This is a genomic window from Streptomyces sp. NPDC002403 (assembly GCF_053593015.1).
The window spans coordinates 1-15,815 of the sequence record NZ_JBSFBQ010000063.1; the positions used below are offsets into that span (position 1 = coordinate 1).

Sequence of the window (15,815 nt, forward strand, 5' to 3'; positions counted from 1 at the left end):
GCTGCGAGGAGCACGCCACGACAGAGCCGCGGGCCGTGACACACACTCTGTGTCACGGCCCGCGGCTCTGTCGTACTGCGGTGTTACGCGGTCGGTCAGGCAGACTTCCTGCTGTCCCGCGGGTGTACGGCGATGTTCATGGCTCCGGAGCGCAGAACCGCCAGCCTCTCGGCGAGCACTTCCTCCAGCTCCTCGCGTGTGCGCCGCTCCATGAGCATGTCCCAGTGCGTACGCGCAGGCTTGCCCTTCTTCTCCTCGGGGCCATCCCCGTCCACCAGGAGTGCCATGGCGCCGCACGCCTTGCACTCCCACTCCGGCGGAATTTCCGCCTCTACCGAGAACGGCATCTCAAATCGATGTCCGTTCTGGCATGCGTACTCCACCGCCTGGCGCGGGGCCAGATCGATGCCGCGGTCCGTCTCGTAGCTGGTAACCACGAGTCGCGTGCCGCGGAGAGCTCGCTCACTCATGAATCGTGCCTCCCGGGCTTGTCGCCCACAGGACAGGTGTCGCTGTCGTCGTCATCCGGTCAACGTCCGGTCGGCGGTAAAGATTCCCGTTGCCGGTCATGCGTCGCCCGTCGTGCCGCTGCTTTTTCAGGTTTCCCAGGGTTCCAAGTACCCAGCAATGCCCGGTTTGTCACATCTGACGGAAGTTGTCACCCAACGCTCTGGCTTCTTCCGCTCGCAGTAACGGTCCTCCGGGCAGGCCAAAGGCGTACACTACCGGCCTTTCACTTCAACGTCTAAATCCGTTCGGGTACGGGATTGCCCGCGGCCGCCACGGCCCGCCGGATCGGCACCCTCGCGAGCAGCACGGAACCGACCACGAAGAAGATCACCAACGAGATGATCGCATCCCGGTAGCTGCCGGTCAGCTGATACGCGAGTCCGAACACCAGTGGCCCCAGCCAGCTCAGCCCGCGGTCGCTCATCTCGTACGCGGAGAAGTACTCGGCCTCCTTGCCGCGCGGCACCAGATGGGAGAAGAGCGAGCGCGACAGCGCCTGGCTGCCGCCGAGCACCAGGCCGATCGCCGACGCCAGTACATAGAAGAAGACCGGCGCTCCGGCGGGCAGGAAATATCCGGCGACGAGAATCAGCGTCCAGACGACGAGCGACCCGAGGATCGTGCGCTTCGCACCGTACGACCGTGCCAGCCGGCCCATCCCCAGCGCTCCGGCCACCGCGAGCACCTGCACCAGCAGCACCGCCGTGATCAGGGTCGTCTGGTCGAGGCCCAGCTCCTCCGAGCCGTACACCGAGGCCTGGGAGATCACCGTCTGCACGCCGTCGTTGTAGACGAGGTACGCCAGCAGGAAGGAGAGCGTCAGCGGATGACGGCGCATGTCGCGCAGGGTGGCCATCAGCTGCCGCCAGCCCGAGCCGACCGCCCCCTCGCCGCCCGCCGTCACACGCCGGTCGCGCAGCCGGCGCAGCGGCACCAGAGTGAAGGCGCCCCACCACAGGCCGGCCGACGCGAGACAGATCCGTACCGCGTCGGACTGGGAGAGGCCGAAGGAGTCGTGGCCCGTGTACAGGACCAGGTTCAGGACCAGGACGAGCGCGCCCGAGGTGTAGCCGAAGGCCCAGCCGCGCGAGGAGACCGCGTCCCGCTCCTCCGGCTCGGCGATCTGCGGCAGGTACGCGTTGTAGAGCACCATCGAGACCGAGATCGCGGCGTTCGCCACGATCAGCAGGAAGGCGCCCAGCAGATAGCGGTGGCCGTCCAGGAAGAACATGCCGGTGGTCGCGGCGGCACCCGCGTAGGCGGCAGCCGCGAGCAGCGGCTTCTTGCGCCCCGTACGGTCCGCGGCGGCACCCACGATCGGCATCACGATCACCGCGACCACCACGGACACGGAGACCGCGTAGGCGAACAGCGACCCGGCGCGGACCGGAATGCCGAGCGGGTGCACGAAGCCGTCGGCGTCGGCGGCCGCCTTGGCTATGGAGGTGAGATAGGGGCCGATGAAGACCGTCAGGACGCTCGTCGAGTAGACGGAGCAGGCGAAGTCGTAGAAATACCAGCCGCGTTGTTCACTTCTGCGGCTCGCGGCAGCGGCGGAATCCGCAGTAGGTTCCGTCGGCTCAGCGGTTTCCGCGGTCTCGGCGCTCAACCCGCACCCCCCTCGTCTCTCCCCGTGAAGACCTGGCACGGCCGGCGTCAGGCCCAGGCCCCCCGCTCGCTCAGCACCGTGCGCAGCGTCTCGATGTGATCGGTCATGATGCCATCCACGCCGAGATCGAGGAGCGCTGCCATCCGCTCGGGCTCGTTCACGGTCCAGACATGTACCTGGAGCCCCCGCGCGTGCGCTTCGCGCACGAAGCGCCGGTCGACCACCCGGACGCCGTTCTGGCTCTCCGGCACCTGCGCGCACACCGCGCCCGCCCGCAGCGCGGCCGGGATCCCGTACGAGCGCAGCCGCAGTGCGAGAACGCCCCGGACGCCGTAGGAAGTGGCGAGCCGGGGGCCCGCCAGCCGGTGCGCCCTGGCGACCCGGGCCTCCGAGAACGAGCCGACGCACACCCGGTCCCAGGCGTCCGTGCGGCGGATCAGCTCGACCAGCGGGACCAGCGCGGACGCGGCCTTGATGTCGACGTTCCAGCGGGCCCCGGGGAAGGTCTCCAGCAGCTCCTCGAACAGCGGCAGCGGCTCCCGGCCCGCCACCCTGGCCCGCCGCACCTCGCTCCAGGGCAGCTCGGCTATCCGGCCGCGGGCGTCCGTCACCCGGTCCAGGGTGGCGTCGTGGAAGGCGACCAGGCGGCCGTCCGAGGTGGTGTGCACATCGGTCTCGAAGTAGCGGTACCCGGCGTCGGCGGCCCGGCGGAACGCGGCCGTGGTGTTCTCGATCCCGTCCGCCGCACCGCCTCGGTGGGCGAACGGGATGGTCGCGGGATGGTCCAGATAGGGGTGGCGTACGGAGGTCACTGCGGAAGTATGGCCTGCCCCGGTGTCGGTGCGGTGACGGTGGTGTTCTCATTGTCCGGCGCGGGTACGACGGCCGCCTCGTCGGCGGCGTCGACGGCGGTCTCCCCGGCCGGATCGCCGCCGACCGCGAAGACGCGCAGGAAGAACTGGGCGAGCGGGCCGATGGCCAGGGCGTAGACGACCGTGCCCGCCCCGAGGGTGCCGCCGAGCAGGAAGCCGGTCGCCACGACGGCCACCTCGATCAGCGTCCGCATCAGCCGGATGGAGCGGCCGGTGCGCAGATGCAGCCCGGTCATCAGCCCGTCGCGGGGCCCAGGGCCGAACCGCGCCGCGATGTACAGCCCCGTGGCGACGCCGTTGACCACGACCCCCGCGGCCATCACGGCGGTCTGCGCGGCGAGGCCGCGCACGTCGGGCACGAGCGCGAGCGTGCCGTCCATGGCGATGCCGACGGCGAAGACATTGGAGACGGTGCCCAGGCCCGGACGCTGCCTGAGCGGTATCCACAGCAGCAGGACGGCGGCGCCGACGATGATCGAGACGACCCCTATGGACAGTCCGGAGCGCTCGGCGAGCCCCTGATGCAGTACGCCCCAGGGTTCGAGACCCAGACCGGCGCGGACCAGGAGCGCCGAGCTGGCTCCGTACAGCGCGAGACCGGCGTACAGCTGGATCAGCCGACGGGTGAGGTGGGCCCCGCGAGGGGCGGCGGCGATGGACAAGAGTTGCCCCCTGGTGTGGTGATGGTGGACTGCCGCATGTCACTCTGTGGCAGGGGATTGGCTGCCAACTATGGCCAATCCGAGGAAGGTGGACTGATTTCCATGGCTCAGTGGACTTCGGCGGTGGGTGCGGCGCAGCTCGCCCGACAGCTCCAGGCGCAACAGCCCCGGCCCGCCGGACCGGGGGCCCGCAGGCCCCCCGCCTATCGTGCGCTGGCCGACGGGATCCGTCTGCTCGTCCTCGAAGGCCGGGTGCCGGTCGCCGCCAGGCTCCCCGCCGAACGCGAGCTGGCCCTCGCCCTCTCCGTCAGCCGCACCACCGTCGCCGCCGCGTACGAGGCGCTGCGGACCGAGGGATTCCTGGAGTCCCGCCGGGGAGCCGGCAGCTGGACCGCCGTGCCCGCCGGGAACCCGCTGCCCGCACGCGGCCTGGAGCCGCTGCCCCCCGAGTCCCTCGGCTCGATGATCGACCTGGGCTGCGCCTCGCTGCCCGCCCCCGAGCCGTGGCTGACCCGGGCGGTCCAGGGCGCCATCGAGGAGCTCGCACCGTACGCCCACACCCACGGCGACTACCCGGCCGGGCTGCCCGCGCTGCGGCAGATGATCGCCGACCGCTACACCGGGCGCGGCATCCCGACCATGCCCGAGCAGATCATGGTCACCACCGGTGCGATGGGCGCGATCGACGCGATCTGCCACCTCTTCGCGGGCCGCGGCGAGCGGATCGCGGTGGAGTCCCCGAGCTACGCCAACATCCTGCAGCTGATGCGGGAGGCGGGGGCCCGGCTGGTGCCGGTGGCGATGGAGGAGGGGCTCGGCGGCTGGGACATGAACCGGTGGCGGCAGGTGCTGCGGGACGCGGCGCCGAGGCTGGCCTATGTCGTCGCCGACTTCCACAATCCCACCGGAGCGCTGGCCGACGAGGACCGGCGGCGTGCGCTGGTGGACGCGGCCCGTTCCGCCGGTACGGTCCTGGTCGTCGACGAGACCATGAACGAGCTCTGCCTCGACCCCGATGTGCGGATGCCCCGCCGGGTCTGCGCCTTCGATCCGGCGGGCTCCACCGTGATCACGGTCGGATCGGCGAGCAAGGCATTCTGGGCGGGCATGCGGATCGGCTGGGTGCGCGCCGCCCCGGACGTGATCCGCAGTCTGGTCGCCGCCCGTGCCTACGCCGACATGGGCACACCCGTCCTCGAACAGCTCGCCGTGAACTGGCTGATGCGCACCGGCGGCTGGGAGGAGGCCGTCCAGGTCCGGCGCGAGCAGGCGCGGGAGAACCGGGACGCGCTCGTCGCCGCGGTCCGCCGGGAGCTGCCCGACTGGGAGTTCTCCGTTCCGCTCGGCGGCCTGACGCTCTGGGTGCGGACCGGCGGCCTCTCCGGCTCCCGGCTGGCGGTGGCCGGCGAGCGGGTCGGGGTACGCGTCCCGTCCGGTCCCCGGTTCGGGGTCGACGGTGCCTTCGAGGGATACGTACGGCTGCCGTTCACGGTCTCGGGGCCGGTCGCGGACGAGGCGGCGGCGCGGCTCGCTGCGGCGGCGCAGCTGGTCGGCTCGGGGGCGGGCGCGGGGGCCGAGGCGCCGCGGACGTTCGTCGCCTGACCCGCAAACGGGTGCGGGGGAGGGAGCGCCGGTGTCTCACCCCGCGGGCGCGTGCGTTCAGTCGGTGACCGCCATGCCGTCGACCGCCACGGTCACGGCGCGCGGCAGCACCGGCTCCGGGACGCCCGGGGCGGCCGGCACGGCCGCCTCGACGACCGGCTCCTGCCGCTCGGGGAGCAGCCCGAGGACCGCCTGCCGCTCCGCCTCCCCGGTTGCCTCGTCGAACGGATCGGGCGTGGCCGGGACCTGCAGCCGGAGCACCGGACCGGTGCCGAGCCGGGCGTATCCGCGGCCGGGCGGGACGTCGGCGGCCGGGGTGGTGTGCGGCTCGGTGCCGAGCACCGACTCCACCTGCTCGCGGGAGCAGTGGCCGAGCACGGCCCGGGCCCGGCAGTGCGTCCGTACGGTCTCGCCGAGGGTGTCCAGGCCGTCGAGCTGATCGGCCAGCACCACGGTCACGTTGGCCGCCCTGCCGTGCCGAAGCGGCACCTGGAGCAGCTCCTGCGGATCGGGCCTGCCGTCGGCGGCGGCCGGATGGCCGAGGACACCGGGCCGGTCCAGCAGGATCCAGAGCGGGCGCCTGATGTCGTCGGGCAGGGGGTGGCCGGCCTGCCGCGCGCGGTTCGCGGCGATCAGCCGCCGTTCCGTCTCGTGGGCGGCCCACTCCAGGGTCGCCAGTGCGCCGGCCGGCCCGCACTCCACGGCCAGCACGCCGTCCCGCCCGGTCAGGCAGGCGTACTCGCCGGTTCCGCCGCCTTCGACGATCAGGATGTCGCCGTGCTGGAGCGCCTGCAGGGCGATGGAACGCATCAGGGTGGTGGTGCCGCTGCCGGGCTGCCCGATCACCAGCAGGTGCGGCTCGGTGGAGCGGGCGCCGGTGCGCCAGACGACCGGAGGGGCGTCGCGGGTGGTGTCTCCGTCGTGCACCGGAACGGTGCGCTGCACCGCGTCGCCGTCGGTGAAGCCCAGTACGGTCTCGCCGGGGGCGGTGACGAAGCGCTGGGCGCCGATCGAGGTGGGCAGGGCGCCGAGGACGCTCATGACGAGCTTGTTGCCCTCCTCGTCCCAGGCGAAGTGGTATTCCCGGCCGCGGCCGGACTTGGCGTGCAGCAGCCGCTCGATCCGGGCACGGGAGGTGGCCTCGCTGTCGGTGAAGTAGGCGGGGTACGTCACCTGGAGACGGGTCAGCCGCCCGTCGCCGTCGAACTCGTAGCCGCTGAATGCCTTCTCCCAGTCGCCGCCGTGGGAGAACAGCGGTCCGGGGTCCTCGGCCACCGAGAAGTACGGCACGAGCGCCTCGTACAGCGAGCTCAGCCGCGCGGTCCCCGCCTCGTCGGGGCCGGTCTTCACGGGGGTCCGCTCCCGCCCCGCCCAGGCGGCCGCGCCCATCACCGTGACGAGGGCGATCAGGCCCCCGTACGGCATGAGCGCGAACGCGAGTACGCAGGCCGCGACGACGAACAGCGTGGGGCCACGTCTGTCCTTGGGCGTCGCGGCCCACTTCTGCCGTCCGGCTCCGGCCAGCAGCCGCAGGCCACGAGTGATCGTGATCAGCGGATGGAGGACGTCCGTGGCGTTGTCGGCGGCCGTGCGCGCGAACTCGCGACTGCGAGTGATCGAGGCGCTGCCGCTGCTCAGAATGCGGGGGAGTGGTCGCCGGGCCACGTCGGTCTCCTGAAGGGGTGGGAGCGGTCGCGGGGGGTCAGAACTTGATCCCGCCCAGGAGGCCGGCGAGACTCGCGCCGCCCGCGGTGATGCTCGGTGCGATGGCTGTGCCTGCCAGATAGAAGCCGAACAGGGCAGTGACGAGGGCGTGCGAGGCCTTGAGGCCGTCCTTCCTGAAGAACAGGAAGACGATGATGCCGAGGATGACGACGCCTGACATGGACAGGATCATGAGAGGTTCTCCTGGTTGGGGGGACAGTCACCATGAGTCCTTCCAGGTTCACCGGAAGTATCTATACGATAAAAGCTGCAATTGGGTGAAAAGTCGTTATTTTCACTTGAATGGCGGTCCGAACGATCCCGATGAGGCGGAACATCCGGTGTCGCGTACTGTTCCGCGGCACCATTCGTGATCCTTTGCCACGGGTGGGCCGGGTCAAGTGCCCGGCCGGGCAGTACCCTGTCGGTTCACTCGTACGGCCCCCACGGCGTACGTCCCGGCAGGTCGACAGTGGTGAAACCGGTTGATGGAAGGCGGTCCGTCCGATGAGCGAAACACCCGATCCCGAGGTGGTCGAGCTGGCGACGAAGGTCTTCGACCTCGCCCGCCGCGGTGAGACCGACGCGCTCGCCGCGTACGTCGACGCCGGTGTCCCCGCCAACCTCACCAACGACCGGGGCGATTCGCTGCTGATGCTCGCCGCCTACCACGGCCACGCCGCCGCAGTCACGGCCCTCGTCGGCCGCGGCGCCGACCCGGACCGGGCCAACGACCGCGGGCAGACGCCGCTCGCCGGCGCCGTTTTCAAGGGCGAGGACGCGGTGATCGAGGCGCTGCTCTCCGCGGGGGCCGATCCGGCCGCCGGAACACCCTCCGCCCTCGACACGGCTCGCATGTTCGGTAAGGCCGACCTGCTGGAACTCTTCGGCTCCCGCTGACCGGGTACGCCGTAAATGTGGTCGCGGTGGCGAAATGGCTGGGTCATCATGACGTCGCGGGCCCGGCTCCGGGCCACCGACGAGAGGCAGAGGAAGATGGTCTACACCAAGCAGAAGACGGCGGTCGGCCGATCATGTTGCTGCGCGGCGTAGTGCCCACCCGGCACTTGGAACTGCACAGTCCCGGTTGCGTCGACAGCTTGATGTGAGGCTTTTTCCATGTTTGATCCGTTCATAGCGCCGAGCGGCACCCTGCTCGGCCTGCTGCAGAGGGGCCGCGGCGACGGCACGCTCCACGCGCTCGCCGCACCACGCCCCGAGGCCCTGGCGGCTCTCAACCACTGCGTCCTGAGCGATCCGCGTCACGACTGGCAGGTGGAGAACCGCTCCCTCTACTACGCGCGTCTGTATCTCGATCTCGACGGCGGCATCGAAGAGATCGAGCGTCACCTGTGCGATCCCGACGACCACCTCGACACCGACGACTCGCGCACCGGGCTGGCCCTCGCCGTGCTCGGCCACCTCGCCTCGTACGGACGCGGCGACGCCCTGGCCCTGCTGCGGCGGTACGCCGCGACCGGCGCCAACTGGGCCTGGGCCCTGGACGAGCTCGCCCTGCGCGACGACGACGCGGGGCTCCGTGCCCTCGCCGTACCCGTGCTCGGCCGGTTCCCGGCCACCGAGGAGGGCGCCGCCGAGCTGGCCGCCGCCGTGCGGGACGCCTATGAACCCCGCCCCTGGCGGCTCTGGGCGGACGACCCGCGCGACACGGTCGGCGCCAGGGTCCGAGCCGCCTCGGAGCAGGGTTCGTTCGACCGCTGGCAGCGCCAGCTGCGGCCAGGCGGCCCCCGTCCCGGATGGAGCGTCCAGGCGGTCTTCGACTGGGCCCAGCAGGGCCTCGAACGCGGCAGCACCCTCCATGTGCCGGCCGCCCGCTGCCTCACCGCCGTCGCGGGCCCCGAGGACCGGCCCGCGATCGTCGAGGCCGCCCGCAGCGGCCCGGAGGGCGCACGCTGTGCCGCGCTGCACTACCTGGCCGAGGCCAGGGACCCGGCCGTGCTCGACCTGATCGAGGCCGCGGCGGTCAGCGTCTCGCGCACCGTCGCCGACGCGTCCGTCGCCGCCTTCGAGCGGATGTGCGGAGACGCGGCGGTGGACCGCGCCCGGCGCTGGGCCCGGCGGCCCGACGCGCTCGGCGCCTCCGCGGCCGGTGTGCTCGCCTGCCGGGGCGGCGCCCAGGACGCCCCGCTGGTCCTCGGCGCACTCCGCGAGGCCGTACGGGGCGACGGACCGGACGCACCACGCCTGTGGACGCTCGTCGACGGCGCGGGCCGGCTCGGCATCGCCTGCGCCGCCCCCGTGCTGCGGCACGTCTACCGGGAGACCTCCTCCTCGCATCTGCGCGGCCGGGCGGCCCGCGCACTGGCCGCCACCGATCCCTCCTTCGCCACCGGATTCGCCGTCGAATGCCTGTGGGACTGCGAGGAGACCACCCGCGAGGTCGCCGCACTCCACGCGGAGACCGGCGACATCAGGGTCGCCGAGCGACTCCGCCGCCTCGCCGCAGACCCGGCCGAGGAGGCCGAGGTGCAGACGGCGGTACGCAGCCGGATCGGGCCCGACACCCCCGCGGCCTGACCGAGTACCAACAGCGACGCGCGTCGGGGGGCGCGCGGCGCGAACGGGCAGGCCCCGAAGCACCCCGGCCCGAACGCTCACGGGACGTTCCCCGGGCGGAAAGATCCAAGTCGGCCCGGTCACGCCCGGCGCGGCGACAACACACACATGCGTGTCGTCATCGTCACCGAGTCCTTCCCGCCCGATGTCAACGGCGTGGCCCACTGCACCCTCCAGACGGCCCGGCATCTCGCCCGCCGCGGCCACGAACCGCTCGTCATCGCCCCGGCCACCGCCGGCGCGACGACCACGTCCCGTCCGGACCGCTCCGGTCCCTCCGGCACGTCCGAGGCCGACGCCCCCTGCCCCGTGGTACGTGTCCCCTCCCTCCCCCTGCCCGGCTATCCCCAGGTACGGGTCGCGCTGCCCGGCCGCCGGCTGACCGCCGCACTCACCGCCCACCGCGCCGACCTCGTCCATCTGGCCGGCCCGTTCGTGCTCGGCGCACGGGGGATGACGGCCGCCGCCCGGCTCGGCCTGCCGGCCGTGGCCGTCTACCAGACCGACCTGGCCGGCTACGCCCGCACGTACCTCGGCACCGGCGGGAACACCGCCTGGCGCCGGATGCGCGCCGTGCACGCCGCCGCCGACCGCACCCTCGCCCCGTCCACCGCCGCCCTGCGCGACCTCACCGACCACGGCGTGCCCCGGGTCCGGCTGTGGCCGAGGGGCGTCGACACCACACGGTTCCGTCCCGGACTGCGGGATCAGGCACTGCGCCGCCGGCTCGCCCCAGGAGGGGAGCGCATCGTCGGGTACGTCGGACGGCTCGCCCCGGAGAAGCACGTCGAACTCCTCGCCGGGGCCTGCGCGATCCCCGGGGTACGGGTCGTGGTCGTCGGGGACGGACCCAGCGGACCGTCGCTGCGCACAGCCCTGCCCGGCGCCCTCTTCCTCGGCCGCAGGACCGGGGACGAGCTCGCCCGGGTCTTCGCCTCGCTGGACATGTTCGTGCACACCGGACCGTACGAGACGTTCTGCCAGACGGTGCAGGAGGCCATGGCCTGCGCGCTCCCCGTGATCGCGCCGGCGGCCGGCGGACCGCTCGACCTCGTCGGCCACGGACGCACCGGGCTGCTCGTCCCCCCGCTCGACGCCCGCGCGGTGGCGGCGGCGACCGGCGCACTCGCCGTCGACCCCGCGCTCGCCGCCGCCTACGGCGCCGCCGGCCGGGCCGCGGTCGAGGGACGGACCTGGCAGGCCGTGGGGGACCAGCTCCTGGACCACTACGACGAGGTGCTGCGCGAGCGGACGGCGGTGGCGGCATGAGCGGCCGGGGAGAGCGCCTGGTCATCGTCCGGCTGGCGAACTTCGTCACCCCGTCCTCCGGCGGGCTGCGCACCGCCCTGGACCAACTCGGCCGCGGCTACCTCGCCGCCGGCCACGCACCGGTGCTCGTCGTACCCGGCGCCGGACCGGGCGACGAGCGCACGGAGCAGGGCCGGGTGATCACGCTCCCGGGGCCGGTCCTGCCGGGCAGCGGCGGCTACCGCGTACTGACGGGCCGGAGCGGGCTCCGCCGCCTCCTGGAGACGCTGCGGCCCGACCGCCTGGAGGTCTCCGACCGGACCACCCTGCGCTGGACGGGCGAATGGGCCCGCCGCGCCAGGGTGCCCGCCGTGATGGTCTCGCACGAGACCGCCGACGGGGTGCTGCGGACCTGGGGCCTCCCGGCGGGCGCGGCACGGCGCGCGGCCGACCGCCTCAACGCGCGCAGCGCTCATGCCTACACCCGGATCGTGTGCACCACGCGATGGGCGCAGCGGGAGTTCCTGCGCATCGGCGCCCGCAACGTGGTGCGCGCCCCGCTCGGCGTGGACCTGCGGCGCTGCCGCCCCCGACGGCGCAGTACGGCGCTGCGCGCCGGGCATCTGCACGGTCAGGACGTGCTGATCCTGCTGTGCTCGCGGCTCTCGGTCGAAAAACGTCCCGGCCGGGCCCTGGAGACCGTTGCCGAGCTGCGGCGTCAAGGGGTGCGGGCGGCGCTGCTCGTCGCGGGCGACGGCCCGCTGCGTGCGGGGCTGGAGACCCGGGCCCGCGCACAGCGGCTGCCGGTCGAATTCCTGGGCCATGTGCGGGACCGGGAGACGCTGGCGGATCTGCAGGCGGCGGCCGACATCTGCCTGGCGCCCGGACCGGCGGAGACGTTCGGCCTGTCCGCGCTGGAGGCACTGGCCTGCGGCACCCCGGTGGTGGCGAGCGCGGGCTCCGCGCTGCCGGAGGTGATCGGCGGTGCCGGAGCCGCGGCCCAGGACACCGGCGAGGCCTTCGCCGCCGCCGTACGCGACCTGCTCGGGCGCCCGTCGGACGGGCGCCGCGCCGCCGCCAGGCAACGCGCGGAACTCTTCGGCTGGGACCGCTCGGTGGCCGCGTTCCTGGCCGCCCACGAGGTACCGGACCGGGGCGGGATTCCGGGGGCGCGGGCATGAAGGGCGCGACGGTGGCGCGCGGCGCTCCGGGGGTGCCGGGGCCGTTCCCGTGCCCCGGCTCCCGCGCCCGGCCGGAGCGGAGCCGCGGCACCGGGCCTGCGGCACGATCGCGCACCTCGACCGGCGCACAGCGGGCCGTGCCGTCGTCCGTGCCGCGGGTCAGTATGGAGGGATGACCGGACGCTGGGAGTTCTGGATCGACCGAGGCGGAACGTTCACCGATGTCGTGGGCCGGGATCCCGGCGGGCACCTGGTCACCCGCAAGCTGCTCTCCCACGACCCGGACCGCTACCGCGACGCCGCCGTGGCCGGAATCCGGGCGCTGCTCGGCCTCGGCCCCGGCGACCCGGTCCCCGCCGACCGCGTCGCCGCGGTGCGGATCGGCACCACGGTCGCCACCAACGCCCTGCTGGAGCGGCACGGCGAGCCGACCGTCCTGGTCATCACGGAAGGCTTCCGGGACGCCCTGCGCATCGCGTACCAGAACCGGCCGCGCCTCTTCGACCGCCGCATCCTGCTGCCCGAAGCCGTGTACGAGCGGGTGATCGAGGTCCACGAACGGATCGACGCCCACGGCCGGGTCGTCACCCCACTGGACCGGGAAGCGGTCACCGAACGGCTGAGGGCCGCCCACGCCGACGGACTGCGCAGCGCCGCCGTCGTCCTGATGCACGGCTACCGCCACCCCGGACACGAGAGCGCCGTGGCCGAAGCGGCCCGCGAGGCGGGCTTCACCCAGGTCAGCTGCTCGCACGAGGTGAGCCCGCTGATCAAGCTCGTACCGCGCGGCGACACCACCGTCGTCGACGCCTACCTCTCACCGATCCTGCGCCGGTACGTCGACGAGGTCGCCGGTGAACTCGACGGCATCCGGCTGATGTTCATGCAGTCCAACGGCGGGCTGCGCGAGGCCTCCCACTTCCGGGGCAAGGACGCGGTGCTCTCCGGCCCGGCCGGCGGCGTGGTCGGCATGGCCCGCACCTCCGAACAGGCCGGATTCCGCCGGGTCATCGGCTTCGACATGGGCGGAACGTCCACCGATGTGTCCCACTACGCGGGCGAGTTCGAGCGCGAGCTCGGCACCCAGGTCGCCGGGGTGCGGATGCGCGCCCCGATGATGAGCATCCACACCGTCGCGGCCGGCGGCGGCTCCGTCCTGCACTTCGACGGCCGGCGCTACCGGGTCGGCCCCGACTCGGCGGGCGCGATCCCCGGCCCGGCCTGCTACCGCCGCGGCGGCCCGCTGACCGTCACCGACGCCAATGTGATGCTCGGCCGGATCCAGCCCGCACACTTCCCCGCCGTCTTCGGACCGGACGGCGACCTCCCGCTCGACGCCGACCTGGTCCGCGAACGCTTCGACGCGCTCGCCGAGGAGGTGACGCGCGCCACCGGAACCCGGTGCACGGCCGCCCGGACCGCCGCCGGCTTCCTGGAGATCGCCGTGCTCAACATGGCGAACGCGGTCAAGAAGATCTCCGTGCAGCGCGGGCACGACATCACCCGCTACGCCCTGACCGGCTTCGGCGGCGCCGGTGGCCAGCACGTCTGCGCCGTCGCCGACTCCCTGGGCATCGACACCGTCCTCGTACCGCCGCTGGCGGGTGTGCTGTCCGCGTACGGCATCGGCCTCGCCGACACCACCGCGATGCGCGAGCAGTCGGTGGAGGCGGAACTGAATGGGGCGACCCGGACCGAAGTGGGCGCACTCTGCGAGGAACTGGCCGCCCGGACCCGCGCCGAACTGCGCGCCGACGCCGTCCCGGACAGCGCGATCAGCACCCGTGCCCGTGTGCTGCTGCGCTACGCCGGTACGGATTCGAGCCTGCCCGTCGACCTGGACACCGCGCCCGCCATGGCCGAGGCGTTCACCGCCGGGCACCGGGCCCGCTACGCGTTCACCATGGACAAGCCCCTGGTCGTCGAGGCGGTCTCGGTCGAGGCGACCGGAACGGCCGGCCGGCACGAGCCGCTCCCGGCCGGGCCCACGCCCCGCGCGGGCACCGAGCCCCGACCGCGCGACACCGTGCGGATGTTCGCCGACGGGCGGTGGCAGGACACCCCGCTCCACCGCCGCGAGGAACTGCGTCCCGGGGACACCGTGACCGGGCCCGCGGTGATCGCCGAGGCGGACGCCACCACCGTCGTCGACCCCGGCTGGCGGGCCGCTCTCGCCGACACCGGCCATCTGCTGCTCACCCGGGTCCGCCCGCGCCCGGTCCGCACGGCCGTCGGCACCGGGGTCGACCCCGTCATGCTGGAAGTCTTCAACAACCTCTTCATGTCGATCGCCGAGCAGATGGGGGTGCGCCTGGAGAACACGGCACACTCCGTCAACATCAAGGAGCGGCTCGACTTCTCCTGCGCGCTCTTCGACGCGGACGGCAACCTGATCGCCAACGCCCCGCACATCCCCGTCCACCTCGGCTCGATGGGCGAGTCCATCAAGGAGGTCCTGCGGCGCAACGGCGCCACGATGCGTCCCGGCGACGCCTACGCCATCAACGATCCGTACCACGGGGGAACCCACCTGCCCGACGTGACCGTGGTGACCCCGGTGTTCGACGGTGGCGACGGCGAGCGGCCGGGACTTCGCTTCCTCGTGGCCTCACGAGGGCATCACGCCGAGATCGGCGGCATCACCCCCGGCTCCATGCCCGCCTTCAGCCGCACCATCGACGAGGAGGGCGTGCTGTTCGACAACTGGCTGCTGGTACGCGACGGCAGGTTCCGCGAGGACGAGACGCGCGAACTGCTCACCACCGCGGCGTACCCCTCCCGCGACCCGGATGCCAACCTCGCCGACCTGCGCGCCCAGATCGCCGCCAACGAGAAGGGCATCGCCGAACTCCGCCGCATGGTCGAGCAGTTCGGGCCCGATGTCGTCGCCGCGTACATGGGGCATGTGCAGGACAACGCCGAGGAGTCCGTCCGCCGGATCATCGCCGCACTGCACGACGGCACCTGCCGCTACGAGACCGACAACGGCGCGTTCATCGAGGTCGCCCTCACCGTGGACCGGGACGCCCGCTCCGCGGTCGTCGACTTCACCGGCACCTCGCCGCAGCAGCCGGGCAATTTCAACGCGCCGAGATCCGTGGTCATGGCGGCCGTGCTGTACGTCTTCCGGACCCTGGTCGCCGAGGACATCCCCCTCAACAGCGGCTGCCTCGAACCCCTGGAGGTCCGGATTCCGGAGGGCTCCATGCTGGCGCCCGTCCACCCGGCCGCCACCGTCGCGGGAAACGTGGAGACGTCCCAGGCCGTCACCGGCGCCCTGTACGCGGCACTCGGCATCCAGGCCGAGGGCTCGGGCACCATGAACAACCTCACCTTCGGCAACGAACGCGTCCAGTACTACGAGACGGTGGCGAGCGGCTCGGGCGCGGGCGACGGCTTCGACGGCGCCGACGCCGTACAGACCCATATGACCAACTCCCGCCTCACCGATCCCGAGATCCTCGAATGGCGCTACCCCGTCCTGCTGGAGAGCTTCCGGGTGCGCGAGGACAGCGGCGGCGGCGGCCGCTGGCACGGCGGCCGCGGCGTGGAGCGGCGGATCCGCTTCCTGGAACCCGTCACCGTGGCGCTGCTCTCCGGCCACCGCCGGATCCGGCCGTACGGCATGGCGGGCGGCGGCCCCGGCGCAGCGGGCGACCAGCACATCGAGCACCCGGACGGCCGGGCCACACCGCTGCGCGGCTGCGACACGGCCGAGCTGGAGCCGGGGGACGTACTGGTGCTGCGCACACCGGGCGGCGGGGGCTACGGCACCCCGGAACCGGGCCGCGACGACGGTGCGCGGAGCGGCGGCGAACGGCCGTGACACCACGGCCGGCCGGCCCCGGAG

General features: G+C 73.0%; 12 protein-coding genes. 6 read left to right on the forward strand and 6 right to left on the reverse strand.

Annotation, left to right across the window (positions count from 1 at the left end; genetic code table 11):
• Nucleotides 1-95: 95 nt before the first annotated feature.
• The 4 genes from ACWCPY_RS37280 to yczE all read right to left on the reverse strand — a co-directional run bounded on the left by ACWCPY_RS37280 (nt 96) and on the right by yczE (nt 3,653).
• Nucleotides 96-470, reverse strand: a complete 375-nt coding sequence (locus ACWCPY_RS37280) for an RNA polymerase-binding protein RbpA (protein ID WP_007262928.1) — start codon at nt 468-470, stop codon at nt 96-98.
• 275 nt (nt 471-745) lie between these two features.
• Entirely contained in the window at nt 746-2,119 is a 1,374-nt protein-coding gene (locus tag ACWCPY_RS37285) for an MFS transporter (protein WP_451272712.1), read from the reverse strand.
• Nucleotides 2,120-2,166: 47 nt separating this feature from the next.
• Nucleotides 2,167-2,931: a glycerophosphodiester phosphodiesterase gene (locus ACWCPY_RS37290; RefSeq protein ID WP_451272714.1), complete on the reverse strand. Its 765-nt coding sequence runs from the start codon at nt 2,929-2,931 to the stop codon at nt 2,167-2,169.
• A complete protein-coding gene (yczE, locus tag ACWCPY_RS37295) occupies nt 2,928-3,653 on the reverse strand; it encodes a membrane protein YczE (protein ID WP_451272716.1) in 726 nt (241 codons plus the stop codon). The genes ACWCPY_RS37290 and yczE overlap by 4 nt, the downstream gene beginning before the upstream one ends.
• A gap of 102 nt (nt 3,654-3,755) precedes the next feature.
• Between yczE and ACWCPY_RS37300 the strand changes: the two genes are divergently transcribed.
• Nucleotides 3,756-5,255, forward strand: coding sequence for an SCO1417 family MocR-like transcription factor (locus tag ACWCPY_RS37300; RefSeq protein ID WP_403779625.1), 1,500 nt, complete (start codon nt 3,756-3,758; stop codon nt 5,253-5,255).
• Nucleotides 5,256-5,312: 57 nt separating this feature from the next.
• Here the strand turns inward: ACWCPY_RS37300 and ACWCPY_RS37305 are convergent, their stop codons facing one another.
• Both ACWCPY_RS37305 and ACWCPY_RS37310 read right to left on the reverse strand, forming a co-directional pair.
• Nucleotides 5,313-6,920 carry a hypothetical protein gene (locus ACWCPY_RS37305; protein WP_451272718.1) on the reverse strand — a complete coding sequence of 536 codons (1,608 nt, stop codon included), beginning with the start codon at nt 6,918-6,920 and terminating at the stop codon, nt 5,313-5,315.
• Nucleotides 6,921-6,957: 37 nt separating this feature from the next.
• Nucleotides 6,958-7,152 carry a hypothetical protein gene (locus ACWCPY_RS37310; protein ID WP_018103962.1) on the reverse strand — a complete coding sequence of 65 codons (195 nt, stop codon included), beginning with the start codon at nt 7,150-7,152 and terminating at the stop codon, nt 6,958-6,960.
• Nucleotides 7,153-7,466: 314 nt separating this feature from the next.
• Between ACWCPY_RS37310 and ACWCPY_RS37315 the strand changes: the two genes are divergently transcribed.
• From ACWCPY_RS37315 to ACWCPY_RS37335, 5 genes are all read left to right on the forward strand, one after another.
• Complete coding sequence (locus tag ACWCPY_RS37315) at nt 7,467-7,859, forward strand: ankyrin repeat domain-containing protein (RefSeq protein ID WP_072489348.1); 393 nt, start codon at nt 7,467-7,469, stop codon at nt 7,857-7,859.
• A gap of 219 nt (nt 7,860-8,078) precedes the next feature.
• A complete protein-coding gene (locus ACWCPY_RS37320) occupies nt 8,079-9,497 on the forward strand; it encodes a HEAT repeat domain-containing protein (protein WP_451272720.1) in 1,419 nt (472 codons plus the stop codon).
• Between the two features lie 147 nt (nt 9,498-9,644).
• On the forward strand, nt 9,645-10,805 hold the full coding sequence (locus ACWCPY_RS37325) for a glycosyltransferase family 4 protein (RefSeq protein ID WP_451272722.1): 1,161 nt from the start codon (nt 9,645-9,647) through the stop codon (nt 10,803-10,805).
• Entirely contained in the window at nt 10,802-11,965 is a 1,164-nt protein-coding gene (locus tag ACWCPY_RS37330; protein ID WP_451272724.1) for a glycosyltransferase, read from the forward strand. Before ACWCPY_RS37325 ends, ACWCPY_RS37330 begins: the two co-directional genes overlap by 4 nt.
• A gap of 172 nt (nt 11,966-12,137) precedes the next feature.
• Nucleotides 12,138-15,791: a hydantoinase B/oxoprolinase family protein gene (locus ACWCPY_RS37335; protein ID WP_451272726.1), complete on the forward strand. Its 3,654-nt coding sequence runs from the start codon at nt 12,138-12,140 to the stop codon at nt 15,789-15,791.
• The last annotated feature ends 24 nt before the right edge of the window (nt 15,792-15,815 follow it).

Bases quoted from the DNA above. Each gene is read 5' to 3' on its own strand.
- ACWCPY_RS37280 (WP_007262928.1), bottom strand. From the start codon at position 470: ATGAGTGAGCGAGCTCTCCGCGGCACGCGACTCGTGGTTACCAGCTAC.
- ACWCPY_RS37300 (WP_403779625.1), top strand. From the start codon at position 3,756: ATGGCTCAGTGGACTTCGGCGGTGGGTGCGGCGCAGCTCGCCCGACAG.
- ACWCPY_RS37310 (WP_018103962.1), bottom strand. From the start codon at position 7,152: ATGATCCTGTCCATGTCAGGCGTCGTCATCCTCGGCATCATCGTCTTC.
- ACWCPY_RS37315 (WP_072489348.1), top strand. From the start codon at position 7,467: ATGAGCGAAACACCCGATCCCGAGGTGGTCGAGCTGGCGACGAAGGTC.
- ACWCPY_RS37320 (WP_451272720.1), top strand. From the start codon at position 8,079: ATGTTTGATCCGTTCATAGCGCCGAGCGGCACCCTGCTCGGCCTGCTG.
- ACWCPY_RS37325 (WP_451272722.1), top strand. From the start codon at position 9,645: ATGCGTGTCGTCATCGTCACCGAGTCCTTCCCGCCCGATGTCAACGGC.
- ACWCPY_RS37330 (WP_451272724.1), top strand. From the start codon at position 10,802: ATGAGCGGCCGGGGAGAGCGCCTGGTCATCGTCCGGCTGGCGAACTTC.
- ACWCPY_RS37335 (WP_451272726.1), top strand. From the start codon at position 12,138: ATGACCGGACGCTGGGAGTTCTGGATCGACCGAGGCGGAACGTTCACC.